We start from the raw sequence: 19,952 nt of genomic DNA, 5'->3' as shown, positions 1-19,952 counted from the left end.
AACAATGAGCAATCTAAACGTAATTATTGCAGACGACCATCCTATTGTTTTGTTTGGCATTAAAAAGTCGCTGGAACAAATCGAATGGGTTAACGTCGTGGGTGAATTCGAAGACTCGACAGCCCTGATTAACAATCTTCCCAAACTGGACGCCAATGTCCTGATCACCGATCTATCCATGCCGGGGGATAAATACGGCGACGGCATTACCCTGATCAAATACATCAAGCGCCATTTCCCGCACCTGTCGATCATTGTACTGACCATGAACAATAATCCGGCCATTCTCAGCGCAGTGCTGGAGCTGGATATTGAAGGGATTGTCCTGAAACAGGGCGCGCCAACCGACCTGCCCAAAGCGCTGGCCGCTTTGCAGAAAGGCAAAAAATTCACGCCGGAAAGCGTCAGCAAGGTGCTGGAAAAAATCAGCGCCAGCGGTTATGGCGACAAGCGCCTGTCACCCAAGGAAAGCGAGGTTTTGCGCCTGTTTGCCGAAGGGTTCCTGGTTACCGAAATCGCCAGAAAACTCAACCGCAGCATCAAGACCATCAGCAGCCAGAAGAAATCGGCCATGACCAAACTTGGCGTGGACAACGATATCGCCCTGCTGAACTACCTCTCCTCGGTCGGCGTGTCGCCGTCTGACAAAGAGTAACTCTCCTGCCGGCGAGCGGGATAACCTGCTCGCCGGCCTTCTCCTCCAGGCCAGCCTGACTTACGACTGAACCGACTTGTTCTGCCTGACCAGATTGCTGTAATACGACAGCGACTGCTGCAACGTATCCAGCGTCACCGGCTTGGACAGACAATTATCCATACCGGCCTGCAGACAGCGCTGCCGTTCTTCCGCCAGCGCATTGGCGGTGACGCCGATTACCGGTAACGTCTGCTCCATTTCCCGTAGCCGCTGGGTAAAACGGTAGCCATCCATATTCGGCATGTTGACGTCGGTAAGGATAATATCCACCGGATTCTTCGCCAGCACGTCCAACGCATCCAGCCCGTCATTGGCCGTAATGACCTGATACCCCAGCGAACCGAGTTGATCGGCCAGCAAGCGGCGGTTAATCGGATGATCATCCACTACCAAAAGGCGAATATCGCTGTTTTCGGTGCGATTGTAACTGACGGACGGCAGGGACAGCGCCGCCGCGGACAATTCATCCTCACCCCGATAAATACGTTGCAGCAGTACCGGCAATTCGTGCAGCGCGGCCGTACTGTAAAGCCAGTACCCCGCCCGAACCTCCTGTGCGGCGCCGGCCTGCATACCGCTAATCTCCACGTAGGCATGCGCATTTAGCAGCGTATCCGGCACATGATCACAAATCATCACGTCATCTTTACCGACGGGCTGTCCTTCTTCGTACCGCTGCGCATCCAGACCGCAGGCATTCAGCAAGCCCAGCAGATAGCGTTCCATCAGCGCATTGCGAATCTGTAACCAGCAGGTTTTCCCCTGTAAATCCGGCACCTGCAACGTCTGCGGGTAGTGAGCGCGGTAAAGCGGAATGCGAATGCCGAACTCGCTGCCAAGCCCCGGTTCGGATTCAATGGTGATATCCCCATCCATCAGGCTGACCAGCTTTTCACAAATCGCCAGCCCCAGCCCGGTGCCCTGAAAGTGGCGCTGAACCCCGGTCCCGGCCTGAAAGAAGGGATCAAACAATTTCATCACCGCACGGGTATCGATACCGACGCCGGTATCCCGCACCTTGAACACCAGATAACCGTCATCGCAACACGCCACCTGGAACACGATACAGCCGGTATCGGTAAACTTGATGGCGTTACTGAGCAAATTGCTCAACACCTGCTGCAACCGCACCGCATCACCCATCAACCGGAAGGGCACGTTAGGATCGATATAGCAATACAGCACCAACCGTTTTTTCACCACCAGCGGCAGGTAGTTGCTCACGATATGGTTTATCACCTCACGCGGCGCGAACTCACTGGGCTCGATTTTCAGCTGTTCCGACTCGATCTTGGAGAAATCAAGAATGTCGCTGATGATCTTCAGCAGCAGCGCCGAGGAGTTTTGCATCGCCGTCACCAGCCGGTTGGCATCCGATGGCAGCGATTTCGTTTGCAGCAAATCCAGATTGCCGATGATGCCATACAGCGGCGTGCGTAATTCATGGCTGACCGTCGCCAGGAACATCGACTTGGACTGGCTGGCCTGCTCGGCGGCGTTGGCCATCTCCTGTAACGACTCTTCCATGCGCACACGGGCGCTGACGTCGAGCAGCACGCAGATGGCCACGTTTTCATTACGGTAGCGCGAGTGCACAAAACTGATTTGCAGATGGTGATTGCGCCCGGTCACCACATCCAGCGATTTAGATTGCTGCTCGCAGATGATGCGCACAATACGCACCCGGTCTTCATACGTCAGCAGGCTGAGGTAGTTATGCGCCAGCTCGTTGCTGATAATATTGGTGCCGTCGCTGATCCTCAAAATGCAGATGCCTACCGGCGCCGACGCCACGATCTTACGGTTAAACTGTTCGTTCTCTTCCAACTGGAACGCGTTGCGTTCCGCTGGCCGGAAAATTTTGCGTTCAAACAGTCTGGTCAATAAAAATAGACAGATAGCCGATGCCAGATTCAACAACGCAATATTGATGATCAGCGTATTGAGCGACATCAGAATCACTTCCAGCGGCAGCGAATACACCACGGTCATCGACGTAGGCGGCAGCGCCTTCTTCATCAACAAGGCCCCGTAGCCATCGCTATAGCCAAAGTAGTTATTCGAATCCGGGTAATGGCTGAGGCTATTGCCGGACTGGCTGTCGGTAAACTGCAGCAGGACCCGGTCATTCTGATCCAGCAATCTGACGCTGAACGGCAGGTCGCCATTCAACATAAAGTCATCCAGCCGGATACTCTGTTCGATCCCCATCATGGTCACCAGATGGTTATCCACATACACCGGCGTCAGCGCGTACAGATACCCCGCATCCGGCGTCGGGCCGGGCGTCACCCAAAACAGACTCTCGTCGCGACGATTCCCCGCCCGATTGGATTTCTGATTCTGCAACCGTTCCTGCACGCTCTTCATCAGGCTATCGCTATCCAGCGACTGATTGCGAATGCCAAAATCGACAATGCACTGCTGACTGCTGTCGATAAAAAAGATGCGGTTAAGGTCATAAACCGACGAGAAATCATCATGCCATTGATCAAAAAAGCTCGTCAGCGACTGCAATTGAGCGGGGTTCTTCTCATACTGTTCGCCACAGTCAAAGGTGGAGGACAGCGGATAAATAGAGAACGGCGTCTTTTTGGCGGCGCCGCCGCGTTCCCGCGGCGCGACAGGCGCGCCGAATCGGTTAGCGGCAATGTACCGCAGCTCGCGCGCCACATCGGTGGTATGGCGAATATACCCCAGCGATTGTTCGAAATTGAGGGAGAAAATCTGTCGCAAATGCGATTCCCGTTGATTCAGTTCCTTGTTCACGTAAAAAACCGAAATCAGTGCGCCCAGAATCCACAGCGTGGTCGCCAGCGCCCGGAACATATACCGGGAGACTTTAAGGGTGGTCTGAAAAGAAGCGATAACTTTCAAAGGCATACCGTAAAGGTTGTCAGCACGGGAAAATCAGGTCGGGATCAGTCGATACAGTACCGATCCTGCATAAAAAAAGCCAGCGCGTCGGGCGCTGGCTCTGGTAGGTCATCACCGACGGATGAAGGGGTTATTCATCGTCTGCCGGCGTATCGTCATCGTTCTCCGGTTCATCGATGTCCTCTTCCGGCAGTTCGCCGTCAACCGGCACCACGCTGTCGAGTTCATCGTCTTCCACCGGCTCAGCCACACGCTGCAGGCCAACTACGCGCTCGTCCTCAGCGGTACGGATCAGCGTCACGCCCTGAGTATTACGGCCGACGATGCTGACCTCGGATACACGAGTACGCACCAGCGTACCGGCATCGGTGATCATCATGATCTGATCGGCGGAATCGACCTGCACCGCGCCGACCACCTTACCGTTGCGCTCGCTCACCTTGATGGAGATAACGCCTTTGGTGGCACGGGATTTCACCGGATACTCGGTGACGGCGGTACGCTTGCCGAAGCCATTCTGCGTCACGGTCAGAATATCGCCTTCGCCGCGCGGCACAATCAGCGATACCACCAGGTCATCGCCCTGTAAGTTGATGCCGCGCACCCCGGTAGCGGTACGTCCCATCGTACGCACAGCCGATTCGGAGAAGCGCACCACCTTGCCTTCGGCGGAGAACAGCATCACCTCATTGCTGCCGTCGGTCAGATCGACGCCAATCAGCTCGTCGCCGTCGTTGAGATTAACGGCGATGATGCCGGCGCTGCGCGGACGGCTAAACTCGGTCAGCGCGGTCTTCTTCACGGTGCCGCTGGCCGTGGCCATGAACACGTTCATGCCCTCTTCGTACTCGCGCACCGGCAGAATGGCGGTGATGCGTTCATCCGGCTCCAGCGGCAACAGGTTGATGATCGGACGACCGCGGGCGCCGCGGCTCGCTTCCGGCAACTGATACACTTTCAGCCAGTAGAGACGGCCACGGCTGGAGAAGCACAGGATGGTGTCGTGGGTATTCGCCACCAGCAGCCGATCAATAAAGTCCTCTTCCTTGATGCGGGCGGCGGATTTGCCTTTGCCGCCACGACGCTGGGCTTCATAGTCGCTCAGCGGCTGGTACTTGACGTAACCCTGATGCGACAGGGTCACCACCACGTTCTCTTCAGAGATCAGATCTTCAATGTTGATGTCGGCGCTGTTATGGGTGATCTCGGTACGACGCGCGTCGTTGTACTGCTCGCGGATCGCCTCCAGCTCTTCGCGGATCACTTCCATCAGACGTTCAGGACTGCGCAGGATGAACAGCAGCTCGGCGATCTGCTCCAGCAGTTCCTTGTATTCATCCAACAGTTTTTCATGTTCCAGACCGGTCAGTTTCTGCAGACGCAGATCCAGAATCGCCTGCGCCTGCTGTTCGGTCAGGTGATATTTACCGTCGTGGATACCGAACTCCGGCTCCAGCCATTCCGGACGCGCAGCGTCATCGCCGGCACGCTCCAGCATGGCGGCCACGCTGCCCAGCGTCCACGCCTGCGCTACCAGCGCATTTTTGGCTTCGGCCGGGGTAGCAGCATGGCGGATCAGTTCGATGATCGGGTCGATATTAGCCAGCGCAATCGCCAGACCTTCCAGGATATGGGCGCGTTCGCGCGCTTTGCGCAGTTCGAAAATAGTGCGACGCGTCACCACTTCGCGGCGGTGACGGACGAATGCCGCCAGAATTTCCTTGAGGGTCATCAGCTTCGGCTGGCCCTGATGCAGCGCCACCATGTTGATGCCGAACGACACCTGCATCTGGGTCTGGGAGTACAGATGGTTGAGCACCACCTCGCCTACCGCATCGCGCTTGATTTCAATCACGATGCGCATGCCGTCCTTGTCGGACTCGTCGCGCAGCGCGCTGATGCCTTCAATGCGCTTCTCTTTTACCAGCTCGGCGATCTTTTCAATCAGTCGCGCCTTGTTCACCTGATAAGGGATTTCATGCACGATGATGGTTTCACGGCCGGATTTGGCGTCAGCCTCCACTTCGGCGCGGGCGCGGATATACACTTTGCCGCGGCCGGTGCGGTAGGCTTCTTCAATGCCGCGCTTGCCGTTGATGATGGCGGCGGTCGGGAAATCCGGCCCCGGAATATGGGTCATCAGCCCTTCGACGCTGATGTTTTCATCATCGATATAGGCCAGACAGCCGTTGATCACTTCCGTCAGGTTATGGGGCGGAATGTTGGTCGCCATCCCCACCGCGATCCCGGAAGAACCGTTGACCAGCAGGTTAGGGATACGGGTGGGCATCACGTCCGGGATCTGCTCTGTGCCGTCGTAGTTAGGCACAAAATCCACCGTCTCTTTATCCAGATCGGAAAGCAGTTCGTGGGCGATTTTCGACATGCGCACTTCGGTATAACGCATCGCCGCGGCGGAGTCGCCGTCGATGGAACCGAAGTTGCCCTGGCCGTCCACCAGCATGTACCGCAGTGAGAACGGCTGAGCCATACGCACGATAGTGTCGTAAACCGCGCTATCACCATGCGGGTGATATTTACCGATAACGTCCCCGACCACACGGGCCGATTTTTTATAAGGCTTGTTCCAGTCGTTACCCAGCACACTCATCGCGTACAGCACGCGGCGGTGTACCGGCTTAAGACCATCGCGAACGTCCGGTAACGCACGCCCGACGATGACGGACATGGCGTAATCCAGATATGAACTTTTCAGCTCTTCCTCGATGTTGACCGGTGTAATTTCTCTGGCAAGGTCGCTCATGGAGCCGCTATCCCTCTATTCACATCTACCCGATTTTAAAAGGTGGAAAATCATATCATAAACCGGGGTTTCAGGGGAAACTTCACGCCGGTTTCCTGACGCTTCTTTAATGGAGCGTTTCGCGTTTTGTTACCGCAACGTTACCGCCGTCACAAGACGCGGAAACCACGACGCTATCGTTAGCGACTACAACAACCGCCTTCCGCTCGTTATACTCGCCCCAGTCAATATTGATGAAAGGTGATCACTCTGCATGAACACAGACGCCATGAACACAGACACCATGAATACAGACGCCACCAATGCTGGCGCCGCTAATCCTGATGCGCTGAAGACATCCGCACCGACCCAGAACGTCGACCACGATGAAATCGCCAAATTTGAAGCCGTCGCCTCGCGCTGGTGGGATCTGGAAGGCGAATTCAAACCGTTGCACCGCATCAACCCGCTGCGTCTGAATTACATCCTCGAACGCGCCGGCGGTATTTTCGGCAAACAGGTGCTGGATGTCGGCTGCGGCGGCGGCATTCTGGCCGAAAGCATGGCGCGGGAAGGCGCGCGCGTCACCGGGCTGGATATGGGCGGCGAACCATTACAGGTAGCCCGGCTGCACGCGCTGGAAAGCGGTGTTCAGGTCAGTTACGTACAGGAGACGGTGGAAGCCCACGCAGACGCCCATGCCGGCGCCTACGACGTGGTGACCTGCATGGAGATGCTGGAACATGTGCCGGACCCGCGCTCAGTGGTGTTGGCCTGCGCCCGGCTGGTCAAACCCGGCGGCCATGTCTTTTTCTCTACCATTAATCGCAACGCCAAAGCCTGGCTGATGCTGATTGTCGGCGCCGAATACCTGACCAACATGGTGCCGCGCGGCACGCACGACATCAAAAAGTTCATCCGCCCGGCGGAACTGCTGAACTGGGTGGATCAGACGCCGCTGCGTGAACGCCATATGATCGGCCTGCACTATAACCCGCTGCTGGACAGCTTCCGACTCGGCGCGAATGTCAACGTCAACTATATGATCCACACCGCACGTCTATGATTCACACCACACGCCCTGGCTGAATCTGTCAGGCGCAAACCGGAACATCCCGGTTTCCCAATACCCCGGCCGGTGGAGAAAACCACCGGCTTTTTTATCGACAGAGAATAAGTTTTCAGGCATAAACCACGCCGTATTCGTTCCCTGACGACATATCAATCTCAGATAATTCTTAATTACTTGTCTGAAACACGGTTTTGATCAGGCAGATAGTTTTGCCACCGGATAAGAAACCGGCGGTTGATCAATTTTTTTATTTTTTCTCCCCTCGCGGTTGACAAAAAAGGAAGCCGCGCAGTGGCTGGGATTTAGCGCGCTTGTAACATTTATTCCCTATGTTATCCACAAGAGGAAGCCGTTTTGCTCACTTGCAATGCGGAAATTTTCACATTATCTTGTTATCAAAAACCGCCCCACCCCCTATATATAGTGTTTACTTCTGACAGAAAACACTATTTTTTTGTTTGCGTTTTTTGTAAATAAAAAGGCGGGTGAGCCAAGCAAAACAAAATACGTGTCAAAAAAACAGGTGCTACGCCACATGAACCAGAGTCTACTTGTTACCAAACGCGATGGCAGTAAAGAACGCATCAACCTGGACAAAATCCACCGGGTAATCACCTGGGCAGCAGAAGGGTTACACAATGTCTCGGTTTCTCAGGTAGAACTACGTTCCCACATCCAGTTCTACGACGGCATCAAGACCGCCGACATCCACGAAACCATCATCAAGGCCGCCGCCGACCTGATCTCCCGCGAAAGCCCGGACTACCAGTATCTGGCCGCGCGTCTGGCCATCTTCCATCTGCGCAAGAAAGCCTACGGCCAGTTCGAACCGCCGAAGTTGTACGACCACGTAATGAAAATGGTCGAAATGGGAAAATACGATCGCCATTTGCTGGAAGATTACACGGAAGACGAATTTGCTCAGATGGACGCTTTCATCGATCACTGGCGTGACATGAATTTCTCCTACGCAGCGGTAAAACAGCTGGAAGGGAAATATCTGGTACAAAACCGCGTGACCGGTGACATCTACGAAAGCGCCCAGTTCCTGTATATTCTGGTCGCTGCCTGCCTGTTCTCCGGCTACCCGCGCGAAACCCGTCTGGACTATGTAAAACGCTTCTATGACGCGGTGTCGACGTTCAAAATTTCTCTGCCGACGCCGATCATGTCCGGCGTGCGCACCCCGACCCGCCAGTTCAGCTCCTGTGTGCTGATCGAGTGCGGCGACAGCCTGGATTCCATCAACGCCACCTCCAGCGCGATCGTGAAATACGTCTCCCAGCGTGCCGGCATCGGCATCAACGCCGGCCGTATTCGTGCGCTGGGCAGCCCGATCCGCGGCGGCGAAGCGTTCCACACCGGCTGTATTCCGTTCTACAAACATTTCCAGACCGCGGTGAAATCCTGTTCTCAGGGCGGGGTGCGCGGCGGTGCGGCCACGCTGTTCTACCCGCTGTGGCATCTGGAAGTGGAAAGCCTGCTGGTGCTGAAAAACAACCGCGGCGTAGAAGGCAACCGCGTGCGTCACCTCGACTACGGCGTGCAGCTCAACAAGCTGATGTACCAGCGTCTGGTCAAAGGCGAAGACATCACGCTGTTCAGCCCGTCCGATGTGCCGGGGCTGTACGATGCCTTCTTCAACAATCAGGATGAATTCGAGCGCCTGTACGTGAAATACGAGCGGGACGACAGCATTCGCAAGAAGCAGCTCAAGGCGGCGGAACTGTTCTCGCTGATGATGCAGGAACGCGCCTCCACCGGCCGTATCTATATTCAGAACGTCGACCACTGCAACACGCACAGCCCGTTTGATCCGCTGGTCGCTCCGGTGCGCCAGTCCAACCTGTGCCTGGAAATCGCGCTGCCGACCAAACCGCTGGAAGACGTCAACGATGACAGCGGCGAAATCGCGCTCTGTACGTTGTCGGCTTTCAACCTGGGCGCCATCAGTTCGCTGCACGAACTGGAAGAACTGGCGACGCTGGCGGTACGCGCGCTGGATGCCCTGCTCGACTATCAGGACTACCCGATTCCGGCCGCCAAACGCGGCGCGATGGGCCGCCGCACGCTGGGCATCGGCGTGATCAACTTTGCCTACTATCTGGCGAAACACGGCGTACGCTACTCCGACGGCAGCGCCAACAACCTGACGCACCGCACCTTCGAAGCGATTCAGTACTACCTGCTGAAAGCCTCGAACCAGCTGGCGCGCGAACAGGGCGCCTGCCCGTGGTTTAACGAAACCACCTATTCGCAGGGCATTTTGCCGATCGACAGCTACAAGCGCGATCTGGACAGTATTTGCAACGAACCGCTGCATCATGACTGGGAAGCGCTGCGTAAAGACATCCAGACCTATGGCCTGCGCAACTCCACGCTGTCGGCGCTGATGCCGTCTGAAACCTCGTCGCAGATTTCCAATGCCACCAACGGCATTGAGCCGCCGCGCGGTCATATCAGCGTCAAAGCGTCGAAAGACGGTATCCTGCGTCAGGTAGTGCCGGAGTACGAAACGCTGAAAGACGCCTACGAGCTGCTGTGGGACATGCCGTCCAACGATGGTTATCTGCAACTGGTGGGGCTGATGCAGAAATTCGTCGATCAGGCGATTTCGTCCAACACCAACTACGATCCGGCGCGCTTCCCGTCAGGAAAAGTGCCGATGACCCAGTTGCTGAAAGATCTGCTCACGGCGTATAAGTTCGGGTTGAAAACGCTCTATTACCAAAACACCCGCGACGGCGCCGAAGACGCGCAGGATGACCTGCTCGACACCGCGCCGCAGGATGACGGCTGCGAAAGCGGCGCCTGCAAGATCTAAGTACGACGCCGGGAAAATCCGCGACAGCGGGTTTTCCCGGCATGACGATATTCCTAATCCTGTCGCCGCTGCCCTGCCGATAGCGCCTGGCGCAGAGACGACGCAACCCGCTCGGGTTGCCAAAAGTTTAACAGCGCCGCCTTAACGGGTCGCGCTGTTGGCTTGTTTGGAGAAATCATGGCCTATACCACTTTTTCACAGAATAAAAACGATCAACTGCTGGAACCGATGTTTTTCGGCCAGCCGGTTAACGTGGCGCGTTACGATCAGCAAAAATATGAAATTTTCGAAAAGCTGATCGAAAAACAGCTTTCGTTCTTCTGGCGCCCGGAAGAGGTGGACGTCTCCCGCGATCGTATCGACTATCAGGCGCTGCCGGAGCACGAAAAACACATTTTTATCAGCAACCTGAAATACCAGACGCTGCTGGACTCCATTCAGGGACGCAGCCCGAACGTGGCGTTGCTACCGCTCATCTCCATCCCGGAGCTGGAAACCTGGGTGGAAACCTGGGCGTTCTCGGAAACTATCCACTCCCGTTCCTATACCCACATTATCCGCAACATCGTCAACGATCCGTCCATCGTGTTTGACGATATCGTTACCAATGAGGAAATCCTCAAACGGGCGAAGGACATTTCCGGGTTCTACGATGAGCTGATTGAACTGACCAGCTACTACCATTTGCTGGGAGAAGGCACCCATCAGGTCAACGGCAAAACCGTGGACGTCAACGTGTATGAGTTGAAGAAAAAACTCTACCTGTGCCTGATGAGCGTCAACGCGCTGGAAGCCATCCGTTTCTACGTCAGCTTCGCTTGTTCCTTCGCCTTCGCCGAACGCGAGCTGATGGAAGGCAACGCCAAGATCATCAAGCTGATCGCCCGTGATGAAGCGCTGCACCTCACCGGCACCCAGCACATGCTTAACCTGATGCGCGCCGGCCAGGACGACCCGGAAATGGCGCAAATCGCCGAAGAGTGCCAGCAGGCATGTTACGACCTGTTCGTACTGGCCGCTCAGCAGGAAAAAGAGTGGGCGGAATACCTGTTCCGCGACGGCTCGATGATCGGCCTGAACAAGGACATCCTGTGCCAGTACGTGGAGTACATCACCAATATCCGTATGCAGGCGGTTGGCCTGCCGCTGCCGTTTGAAACCCGCACCAACCCGATTCCCTGGATCAACGCCTGGCTGGTATCGGACAACGTGCAGGTGGCGCCGCAGGAAGTGGAAGTCAGCTCTTATCTGGTCGGCCAGATTGACTCGGAAATCAACACCGACGACCTCAGCGACTTCCAGCTGTAACCACGATGACCGCTTCCACCGTGACGCTGCGCCTCTCCGGGGCGCAGTTACTTTGCTCCGATGAACACGCCTCCTTACTGGAAGTGCTCGAATCCCAGCGGGTGCCGGTCGAATATCAGTGTCGTTCCGGTTATTGCGGCGCCTGCCGGTTGCGGCTGACCAAAGGCAAGGTCGCCTACCGGGAAACGCCGCTGGCCTGCCTGCAACGGGACGAAATTCTGCCCTGTTGCTGCATGCCGCTGGACGACATCGAACTGGATATGTAACCGTACGTCATACCATTGCAGCCCGCTTTTCGTGCGGGCTCGCATAATCCCTTGTTCGCCCGCAACTTTGCTACGCCGGTTACGTCATCCTGCGTTACACTCTCCACAGGAAAAAACCACGGAGAGCAAAGCACATGCTGACATTTATCCCGGTTCTGATTGTCGTCGCGCTGGTCATTGTCTGGTCCGGCATCAAAATCGTGCCTCAGGGTTACCAGTGGACGGTGGAACGTTTTGGCCGTTACACCCGCACGCTGATGCCCGGTCTGAATCTGGTGGTGCCGTTCATGGACCGCATTGGCCGCAAGATCAACATGATGGAACAAGTGCTGGAAATTCCCTCGCAGGAAATCATCTCCAAGGACAACGCCAACGTCACCATTGATGCGGTTTGCTTTATCCAGGTGGTGGACGCTCCACGCGCCGCCTATGAGGTGAGTAATCTCGAACTGGCCATCATCAACCTGACCATGACCAACATTCGCACCGTACTCGGTTCGATGGAACTGGACGAAATGCTGTCCCAACGCGACAGCATCAACACCCGGCTGCTGCATATCGTGGATGAAGCCACCAGCCCGTGGGGCATCAAGGTTACCCGTATCGAAATCCGCGACGTGCGCCCGCCCGCCGAACTGATCGCCTCAATGAACGCCCAGATGAAAGCGGAACGTACCAAGCGTGCGGATATTCTGGAAGCGGAAGGGGTCAGGCAGGCGGCCATTCTGAAAGCCGAAGGGGAAAAACAGGCGCAGATTCTCAAGGCCGAAGGGGAACGGCAATCCGCTTTCCTTGAAGCGGAAGCCCGCGAGCGCGCCGCCGAGGCCGAAGCCCGCGCCACCCAGATGGTGTCTGAAGCGATTGCCGCCGGCAACATTCAGGCTATCAACTACTTTGTAGCGCAGAAATACACCGACGCGCTGCAAACCATTGGCAGCGCCAGCAACAGCAAAGTCATCATGATGCCGCTGGACGCCAGCAACCTGATGGGCACCATCGGCGGCATCAGCGAACTAATTAAAGAAAGCCAGGCGGACCGGAGAAAGTAATCATGATGGTGCTGCTGGTGCTGGAAAACGCCCACTGGTTCTGGCTGTCGCTCGGTGGGCTGCTACTGGCGGCTGAAATGCTGGGCGCCGGTGGTTATCTCTTATGGAGCGGCATCGCCGCGCTGCTTACCGGGATTCTCGCCTGGTTGCTGCCGCTGGACTGGACATGGCAATGCATCGCCTTCGCCGTGCTGACGGTGGCGGCGGCGCTGCTGTGGTGGCAATGGCTACGTCGGCGCATCGAAAAGCAACCGCCTCCGGTGCTCAACCAACGCGGCCAACAACTGATTGGCCTGCATACTACGCTGACCGAACCGCTGGTTAACGGCTTTGGTCGGGTAAACATCGGCGACAGCAGTTGGCGGGTACAGGCGGAACAGGATTTGCCCGCCGGTACCGTAGTGGAGATTATCGCCGTGGAAGGCATTACGCTGCGAGTGAAACCGCGTAGCTGACACGCTGCAAAGCGCATTCCATCGAGACGGCGACGTTGCCGCTATCCGATGACATGACCGCTAATGACTGCTAATGCTTGCCATGTTCTCCTGACGATGCATGGCAGCAGCCCGCCAGTTGAGTAATGATCGGGCATTCGGCGCTGCTGTCGCCGGGGCAAGACTCCGCCAGCGTCAGCAAACGCTGACGCATCGCCTTGAGTTCTTCGATCTGCTGTTCGATATCGTCCACTTTCTGCAATGTGCGCGCCTTAACGTCGGCGCTGTGCCGCAGTGGATCATTGAACAACGTCACCAGTTCGCGGCACTCCTCCAGCGTGAACCCCACCTGACGCGCCTGACGCAACAAGGTCAGTTCCTCAATATGGTGGAGATCATAACTGCGGTAACCATTTTCACATCGCAGTGGCGCCGTCATCAGCCCCTTTTCTTCATAGAAACGGATGGTCTTGCTGGTCAGCCCGGTTTTTTTCGCCACATCGCTGATATTCATGATTCCCCCTTGACCCTTCCCTTGCTGGAAGGTTTACGCTTCAGGTAGTGCTTAGAACTAATCAAAATCACGCTTGCGGTCAATGTCTTTGACGTTCGGCTGTGATCACTGAGGAATATTATTATGTCGCAAACCATACTACTTTCATTGCAGGGACTATCCTGCGAACACTGTGTCGGAAGAGTAAAAAAAGCCCTGGAATCCCGCCCGGACGTGGAACAGGCCGATGTATCGCTGAAATACGCCAACGTCACTGGTGAAGCCGATAGCCAGTCGCTGGTAGCGACAATCGAAGCCGCGGGCTACGAAGCCAGCCCGGCTACCGTGCCAAATGTCACCTTGCAGCTCTCCGGTCTCAACTGTCAGCATTGCGTCGCGTCAACCCGCAAAGCGCTGGAAGCGGTGCCGGGCGTAGCGGCGACGGACGTTACCCTGCAACAGGCGGCGGTTTATGGCGATGTTGAACCGCAGGCGCTGGTGCAGGCGATCGAACAAGCCGGTTTTCATGCAACGCTGGCGCAGGAGAACCGCCTCCCAAAATCTGAGCCGCTGACACCTCACGCCTCCTCGCCGGACAGGCTGTCAGCGGCTTTCGACTCGGTTCCGGCAAACACCGTTCTTGATGACACTGTCGCCCATGATGGCAACCGTGTTCATAACGACGGCAATATTCATGCTAACGACAGCATTCATGACAACGACAGTATTCATGATAACGATAGCGTCCAGCTGTTGTTGAGCGGCATGAGCTGCGCCAGTTGCGTCAGCCGGGTGCAGCAGGCGCTGCAAAGCGTCCCCGGCGTTACGCAGGCGCGCGTCAATCTGGCCGAGCGCAGCGCGCTGGTCAGCGGCAACACGTCGCATCAGGCGCTGATCGATGCCGTACAGAATGCGGGCTACGGCGCGGAAATCATTCTTGATGAAGCCGAGCGGCGCGCCCGGCAAGAGCAAACGTCTCGTCAGGCCATCCGGCGTTTTCGCTGGCAGGCCGCACTGGGGCTGGCGCTCGGTATCCCGCTGATGGTCTGGGGCATGATCGGCGATAACATGATGCTTACCGACGACAACCGCTCCGGGTGGCTGCTGGTCGGCGGGCTGACGCTGGCGGTCATGATTGCCGCCGGCGGGCATTTCTATCGCAATGCCTGGCGTAGCCTGATGAACGGCAGCGCGACTATGGATACGCTGGTGGCGCTCGGCACCGGCGCAGCCTGGCTTTACTCCATTACCGTCAACCTGTGGCCGGCGTGGTTCCCGATGGAAGCGCGCCATCTTTATTACGAAGCCAGCGCCATGATTATCGGCCTGATCAATCTCGGCCACGCTCTGGAACAACGCGCTCGTCAGCGCTCCTCTCAGGCGCTGGAACGTTTGCTGGATTTAACGCCGCCGACCGCGCGGCTGGTAACACCGCAAGGCGACCGCGTCATCCCACTGGCGGAGGTACAAACCGGTATGACGCTGCGCCTGACCACCGGCGACCGTATTCCGGTGGACGGTCTGCTTGAACAAGGGGAACTGTGGATTGACGAAGCCATGCTCACCGGCGAGCCGATCCCGCAACAGAAAGCGGCCGGCGACAAGGTGCACGCCGGAACCCAGGTGCAGGACGGCAGCGCCACGTTGCGCGCAGGTGCTATCGGCAACCAGACCACGCTGGCGCGCATCATTCATCTGGTGCGTCAGGCGCAGAGCAGCAAACCGGCGATAGGTCAGTTGGCCGACCGGATTTCCGCCGTCTTTGTACCGGTCGTGGTGGCGATAGCGCTGCTGAGCGGCGCCGTCTGGTACGTTGTCGGCCCGGCGCCCCATATCGTGTACACGCTGGTGATTGTCACCACGGTGCTGATCATCGCCTGCCCTTGTGCGCTGGGGCTGGCGACGCCGATGTCGATTATCTCCGGCGTCGGGCGGGCCGCGGAACTGGGCGTACTGGTGCGGGACGCCGATGCGCTGCAGCAGGCCAGCCAGCTTGACGTGCTGGTGTTCGATAAAACCGGAACGCTGACGGAAGGCAAACCGCGCGTGGTGGCGATCCATACCTTTGGCGATATCAGCGAATCGCAGGCGCTGCGCTGGGCCGCGTCGCTGGAACAGGGGGCCAACCACCCGCTGGCGCAGGCGATTGTTCTGCGGGCTGATGGCGTAGAACTGGGCGACGTCACGCAATTCCGCACCCTGCCCGGTCTGGGCGTCAGCGGTCAAGTCGACGGTGCGTCGCTGTTGCTCGGCAATCCGGCCCTGCTGGCGCAGAGCCAGATTCCGCTGGCTAACGGCGAGAACTCGCCGCGCGACTGGTTGGAGAAACAGTCGGCGCTCGGCATGACGCCGGTACTGTTGGTGGCGAACGGTCAGGTGGCGGCGCTGTTTTCAGTGCAGGACACCCTGCGTCAGGACAGCGTCAGCGCATTACAACGGCTGCATCGCCAGGGCTACCAGTTGGTGATGCTGACCGGCGATAATCCGGCGACGGCTCAGGCCATCGCCCTCGAAGCCGGCATCGACCAGGTCATCGCCGGGGTACTGCCGGACGGCAAAGCGGATGCCATTCGCCATCTGCAATCGCTGGGAAAACGGGTCGCCATGATCGGCGACGGCATCAACGACGCACCGGCGCTGGCACAGGCCGATGTGGGAATCGCTATGGGCGGCGGCAGCGATATCGCGGTGGAAACCGCCGCCATGACGCTGATGCGCCACAGTTTGCACGGCGTCGCCGATGCGCTGGCGCTTTCCCGGGCCACGTTGGGCAACATGAAGCAGAACCTGCTGGGGGCCTTTGTCTACAACACGCTCGGTATTCCGATTGCCGCTGGCGTGCTCTACCCGTTGACCGGAACCCTGCTAAGCCCGGTGGTGGCGGGAGCGGCCATGGCGCTCTCATCCATTACCGTGGTGAGCAACGCCAACCGGCTGCTGCGTTTCACTCCTGCCGACGCACCAGCCAGACACGACTGAGTCCGGCTTTCGGCCACGGCGCGGTGTTCTCTCCTGAGCATCGCGCCGCTTTCCACCGTATACGTCCCGTAGCGCGCCGCCAACACATTCCGAATTAGCGATACAACTTGCCGGCTGAACCGTTTAGCATAGGGATCTGACGACGCGAAAGCGCACGTCCTGCAATAGCGCGACGCCTGATTGCAGGATAACGTCCTGAGTCGCCACTACCGGAGACGTCGATATGAAACGGCTGATACGCCAGATTGCAACGTTCCTCGGCCTTCTCTCGCCCGCGGGTTACCGTTACCCCGCGTTAGACGTCGAGATCGTCAACCAACGCCAGTTCCATTTGGTGGGCAGTATTCACATGGGCACGGTGGATATGTTTCCCCTGCCGTCTGAATTGCTGGCACGGCTGGAGCAGGCGACGGCGCTGATCGTAGAGGCCGACATTTCCGGCGGCGATTCGCCGTTTGACCCGGTGGGCGCCGAACCGCCGCTGGCGGAGCGCCTGGATAGCGCCACGCTGCAGCGTTTGCAACGGTTATGCCGTGAATTGTCGTTCAACTACGACAGCCTCGACCGGGTACCAGCCTGGCAGGCGGCGCTGATGTTACAGGCGCGTCAGGCCATGATGCTGGGCCTGCGTCCGGATTACGGCATTGATTACCAGCTGATTAACGCCGCCCGGGACAAGGGGGTGAATATCATCGAACTGGAAGGCCAGCAGGCGCAAATCGACATGCTGCTGCAACTGCCGCAAGGCGGCCTGCCGTTGCTGGAAGACACCCTGACCCACTGGCATACCAACGCGCGTCTGTTACAAACGATGGTCAGTTGGTGGCTCAGCCATAAACCGACCTGGGCGGATAACGTGCCGCCCACCTTCAGCAACGAGATAACGGAAATGCTGATGAATCACCGGAATCAGCGCTGGCAACAGCAACTGGCCGCGCTGCCGCAGGGGAATTATGTGGTGTCTGTCGGCGCACTGCATTTATACGGTGAAAACAACCTGCCCGACTTGTTACAAGCCTACACGGCTACCTTTTGAAGCAAGGACAGTACATTATGACGCCCGCAGTAAAACTGCTTGAGAAGCAGAAAGTCGCTTTTACGCTTCACAGCTACCATCACGACGCTGATGAAACCAACTTCGGCGAAGAAGCCGCCCGCAAACTGGGGCTGGATAAACAGCAGGTTTACAAAACCCTGCTGGTGTCGCTCAACGGCGATGCCAAACAGCTGGCGGTGGCGGTCACCCCGGTCGCCAGTCAGTTGGATCTGAAAAAAGTGGCCAAGGCGCTGGCCGCCAAAAAAGCCGATATGGCGGATCCGCAAATCGCCCAGCGAGTAACGGGCTATCTGGTGGGCGGCATCAGCCCGCTGGGGCAGAAGAAACTGCTGCCCACCGTGATCGACGACGGGGCGCAGCAATTCGGCACTATTTTTATCTCCGGCGGCAAGCGGGGATTGGACCTCGAACTGGCGGCCGCCGACCTGGCCCGGTTGCTAAAAGCGCAGTTTGCCGATATCGCCAAGCGTGATTGACGGTAAAAATGAAGACGGCGGCAGAGGGTTCCACGGCCAGTGTTGCCCTCTGCCGCCGCTTCATAACCGTCATTCCCAGGGAGGTGCGATCGCTTCCCGGCGCGTTACCGGGTGACGTTTGCCCCTTTATCCAGCAGCAGCGCATCCCCTTGTTTTACATTCAGGGTTAACCCCTTGGTAGCCAGTTCCGCGTTGCGCACCCGCAGCCCTTTTTCAGCGTCAATCCTCACCTGTTCAAAATGGAAACCGCTTAACGGCGCTTCCGGTACGCCGATAATGTACCCGGCGGCCTTGCTGCGGCCGGTTGATTCCAGATCGACGATAGTGACCTGGCTGAAATGCGGCGTTTTCACCTTGTCGAACGGCTGGGCCGGCTCGGTATCCGGCGGATAAATCTGTTCGCCCAGCGTAAACCCGCCCGCCTGCAGCAATTTATCCACCTCGGCCTGTACGATGGGCGCCGCCTGATAGTAACCGGAGAACACCAGAGGGACTTCGACATCCACCATCCGGGTATGACGATAGGTGACGTTTTTCACCTCACCGCCTTTGCCGCGCAGCGACTTGATGCGAATGCCGTACATCGAACCTTCAAAGCGGTTATTTTCCACCAGCACATTGTTGATGCCGCCGGAGGTTTCGCTGCCGATAGAAATGCCGCGCCCCTGCTTTAACACGTTGTTGGCAATATAAATATTATCTACCACGCCATTCGGGAAACGGCTGTCCGGTTTTTCCGCCTTGATGGCGATATGGTCATCGTTGCAGTCGATGACGTTGTTGGTGATGCGGATATTCTGGCTATCGATCGGGTCAATGGCGTCCGTGTTGGGCGCGTGCCAGGGCGCAATAATGTTGGTGCCGTTCACCGTGATATCATGGGCATAGCGCATCACCACATGGAAGCTGGGAGAGTTGGTCAGGGTCACGCCGTCAATCAGCACCTGACTGGAACGGGTCACGTAAATCAGTCGTGGGCGGTCGGTACCGCCTTTCTTGCCGGTGGCGCGAATCGCCGCGCGCCAGCGCTCCCACCACACCGCGCCTTGCCCATCAATAGTGCCTTCGCCGGTAATGGCGACGTTCTGCGCATCGGCAATGCTGATAAACGGCAGCCAGCCATTTTCCGCTTCGGCATAGCGGGTACTATCGGTGGCGCGGTAGGCATTTTCTCCGGTCGATGCCACCAGCGTGGCATTCTTTTCCAGATGCAGGCGGACATTGCTTTTCAGGAACAGCGGTTCTACCAGATAGTTGCCCGCCGGCACCAGCACGGTGCCGCCGCCGGCGGCGGCGCATTCATCAATCGCTTTCTGAAAGGATTCCGTATTCAGCGCAATCTGCAAGCGATGCCCCTCGGCACCATAGCGGGTCACGTTACATACCCGATCCGGAAACGCTACCTTTTCAGCCGCTTGAGCCGCCACGCTTGCCAGTGCGCAGGACGCCAGCAACGAAAACGCCACACCTTTATGCATAATTACCCCATAAGTAAAACAACGTTTCATTTATAGGGAATGTATCATCGCCCGCTTCCCAAAACGGTTGTGGCGATCACGATTCGGTTTGCGAAACAAGGTTTTGGGGATCTGCCTAATTTTATTGGCAAATTATCGGGGAATTGAACAACTGCGTAAAAACGGGGCTGAATCAGATTGAGAACGTCACGTATGCAGG

Annotated in this window: 14 protein-coding genes; 10 read left to right on the top strand and 4 right to left on the bottom strand. The window is 57.3% G+C overall.

Annotation, left to right across the window (positions count from 1 at the left end; all coding sequences use genetic code 11):
• The first annotated feature begins 4 nt into the window (after positions 1–4).
• The gene (rcsB, locus tag DXX3274_RS06345) at positions 5–655 is read left to right on the top strand and encodes a response regulator transcription factor RcsB (protein ID WP_013316908.1); all 651 of its coding nucleotides are present in this window, start codon (positions 5–7) and stop codon (positions 653–655) included.
• Between the two features lie 60 nt (positions 656–715).
• Here rcsB and rcsC read toward each other — a convergent pair whose 3' ends face one another.
• Both rcsC and gyrA read right to left on the bottom strand, forming a co-directional pair.
• Positions 716–3,580: a two-component system sensor histidine kinase RcsC gene (gene rcsC, locus DXX3274_RS06340; protein ID WP_071603921.1), complete on the bottom strand. Its 2,865-nt coding sequence runs from the start codon at positions 3,578–3,580 to the stop codon at positions 716–718.
• Positions 3,581–3,704: 124 nt separating this feature from the next.
• Positions 3,705–6,338: a DNA topoisomerase (ATP-hydrolyzing) subunit A gene (gene gyrA, locus DXX3274_RS06335; RefSeq protein ID WP_042859107.1), complete on the bottom strand. Its 2,634-nt coding sequence runs from the start codon at positions 6,336–6,338 to the stop codon at positions 3,705–3,707.
• Between the two features lie 283 nt (positions 6,339–6,621).
• On the opposite strand from gyrA, the gene ubiG reads away from it, so the two are divergent.
• The 6 genes from ubiG to DXX3274_RS06305 all read left to right on the top strand — a co-directional run bounded on the left by ubiG (position 6,622) and on the right by DXX3274_RS06305 (position 13,291).
• Positions 6,622–7,383, top strand: coding sequence for a bifunctional 2-polyprenyl-6-hydroxyphenol methylase/3-demethylubiquinol 3-O-methyltransferase UbiG (gene ubiG / locus DXX3274_RS06330; RefSeq protein ID WP_071603920.1), 762 nt, complete (start codon positions 6,622–6,624; stop codon positions 7,381–7,383).
• 541 nt (positions 7,384–7,924) lie between these two features.
• Positions 7,925–10,213, top strand: a complete 2,289-nt coding sequence (nrdA, locus tag DXX3274_RS06325; RefSeq protein WP_042859106.1) for a class 1a ribonucleoside-diphosphate reductase subunit alpha — start codon at positions 7,925–7,927, stop codon at positions 10,211–10,213.
• Between the two features lie 177 nt (positions 10,214–10,390).
• Positions 10,391–11,521: a class Ia ribonucleoside-diphosphate reductase subunit beta gene (gene nrdB, locus DXX3274_RS06320; RefSeq protein WP_038661112.1), complete on the top strand. Its 1,131-nt coding sequence runs from the start codon at positions 10,391–10,393 to the stop codon at positions 11,519–11,521.
• Between the two features lie 5 nt (positions 11,522–11,526).
• Positions 11,527–11,787 carry a class I ribonucleotide reductase maintenance protein YfaE gene (yfaE, locus tag DXX3274_RS06315; RefSeq protein WP_042859105.1) on the top strand — a complete coding sequence of 87 codons (261 nt, stop codon included), beginning with the start codon at positions 11,527–11,529 and terminating at the stop codon, positions 11,785–11,787.
• Positions 11,788–11,921: 134 nt separating this feature from the next.
• A complete protein-coding gene (locus DXX3274_RS06310) occupies positions 11,922–12,836 on the top strand; it encodes an SPFH domain-containing protein (protein WP_042859104.1) in 915 nt (304 codons plus the stop codon).
• Between the two features lie 2 nt (positions 12,837–12,838).
• Positions 12,839–13,291 (top strand): NfeD family protein, encoded by a 453-nt coding sequence (locus DXX3274_RS06305; protein ID WP_042859103.1) that lies wholly within the window; start codon positions 12,839–12,841, stop codon positions 13,289–13,291.
• 70 nt (positions 13,292–13,361) lie between these two features.
• On the opposite strand, the gene cueR is transcribed toward DXX3274_RS06305, so the two are convergent.
• Complete coding sequence (cueR, locus tag DXX3274_RS06300; RefSeq protein WP_038661126.1) at positions 13,362–13,784, bottom strand: Cu(I)-responsive transcriptional regulator; 423 nt, start codon at positions 13,782–13,784, stop codon at positions 13,362–13,364.
• A 123-nt stretch (positions 13,785–13,907) separates the two neighbouring features.
• Between cueR and copA the strand changes: the two genes are divergently transcribed.
• The 3 genes from copA to ybaK all read left to right on the top strand — a co-directional run bounded on the left by copA (position 13,908) and on the right by ybaK (position 18,275).
• Entirely contained in the window at positions 13,908–16,742 is a 2,835-nt protein-coding gene (gene copA, locus DXX3274_RS06295; protein ID WP_042859102.1) for a copper-exporting P-type ATPase CopA, read from the top strand.
• Positions 16,743–16,965: 223 nt separating this feature from the next.
• Positions 16,966–17,778, top strand: a complete 813-nt coding sequence (locus DXX3274_RS06290; RefSeq protein WP_038661133.1) for a TraB/GumN family protein — start codon at positions 16,966–16,968, stop codon at positions 17,776–17,778.
• Between the two features lie 17 nt (positions 17,779–17,795).
• Positions 17,796–18,275, top strand: coding sequence for a Cys-tRNA(Pro)/Cys-tRNA(Cys) deacylase YbaK (gene ybaK, locus DXX3274_RS06285; protein ID WP_038661135.1), 480 nt, complete (start codon positions 17,796–17,798; stop codon positions 18,273–18,275).
• A 104-nt stretch (positions 18,276–18,379) separates the two neighbouring features.
• On the opposite strand, the gene DXX3274_RS06280 is transcribed toward ybaK, so the two are convergent.
• A complete protein-coding gene (locus DXX3274_RS06280; protein ID WP_042859101.1) occupies positions 18,380–19,753 on the bottom strand; it encodes a glycoside hydrolase family 28 protein in 1,374 nt (457 codons plus the stop codon).
• Positions 19,754–19,952 lie beyond the last annotated feature (199 nt).

Source organism: Dickeya sp. NCPPB 3274, from assembly GCF_000406205.1.
GTDB lineage: Bacteria > Pseudomonadota > Gammaproteobacteria > Enterobacterales > Enterobacteriaceae > Dickeya > Dickeya fangzhongdai.
The sequence above is the reverse complement of the archived record's forward strand: the minus strand, read 5'-3'. Positions and strand labels throughout refer to the sequence as shown.

What these genes read in the sequence shown, in the direction of transcription:
- rcsB (WP_013316908.1), top strand. Translation starts at nt 5, where the DNA reads ATGAGCAATCTAAACGTAATTATTGCAGACGACCATCCTATTGTTTTG.
- rcsC (WP_071603921.1), bottom strand. Translation starts at nt 3,580, where the DNA reads ATGCCTTTGAAAGTTATCGCTTCTTTTCAGACCACCCTTAAAGTCTCC.
- gyrA (WP_042859107.1), bottom strand. Translation starts at nt 6,338, where the DNA reads ATGAGCGACCTTGCCAGAGAAATTACACCGGTCAACATCGAGGAAGAG.
- ubiG (WP_071603920.1), top strand. Translation starts at nt 6,622, where the DNA reads ATGAATACAGACGCCACCAATGCTGGCGCCGCTAATCCTGATGCGCTG.
- nrdA (WP_042859106.1), top strand. Translation starts at nt 7,925, where the DNA reads ATGAACCAGAGTCTACTTGTTACCAAACGCGATGGCAGTAAAGAACGC.
- nrdB (WP_038661112.1), top strand. Translation starts at nt 10,391, where the DNA reads ATGGCCTATACCACTTTTTCACAGAATAAAAACGATCAACTGCTGGAA.
- yfaE (WP_042859105.1), top strand. Translation starts at nt 11,527, where the DNA reads ATGACCGCTTCCACCGTGACGCTGCGCCTCTCCGGGGCGCAGTTACTT.
- DXX3274_RS06310 (WP_042859104.1), top strand. Translation starts at nt 11,922, where the DNA reads ATGCTGACATTTATCCCGGTTCTGATTGTCGTCGCGCTGGTCATTGTC.
- DXX3274_RS06305 (WP_042859103.1), top strand. Translation starts at nt 12,839, where the DNA reads ATGATGGTGCTGCTGGTGCTGGAAAACGCCCACTGGTTCTGGCTGTCG.
- cueR (WP_038661126.1), bottom strand. Translation starts at nt 13,784, where the DNA reads ATGAATATCAGCGATGTGGCGAAAAAAACCGGGCTGACCAGCAAGACC.
- copA (WP_042859102.1), top strand. Translation starts at nt 13,908, where the DNA reads ATGTCGCAAACCATACTACTTTCATTGCAGGGACTATCCTGCGAACAC.
- DXX3274_RS06290 (WP_038661133.1), top strand. Translation starts at nt 16,966, where the DNA reads ATGAAACGGCTGATACGCCAGATTGCAACGTTCCTCGGCCTTCTCTCG.
- ybaK (WP_038661135.1), top strand. Translation starts at nt 17,796, where the DNA reads ATGACGCCCGCAGTAAAACTGCTTGAGAAGCAGAAAGTCGCTTTTACG.
- DXX3274_RS06280 (WP_042859101.1), bottom strand. Translation starts at nt 19,753, where the DNA reads ATGCATAAAGGTGTGGCGTTTTCGTTGCTGGCGTCCTGCGCACTGGCA.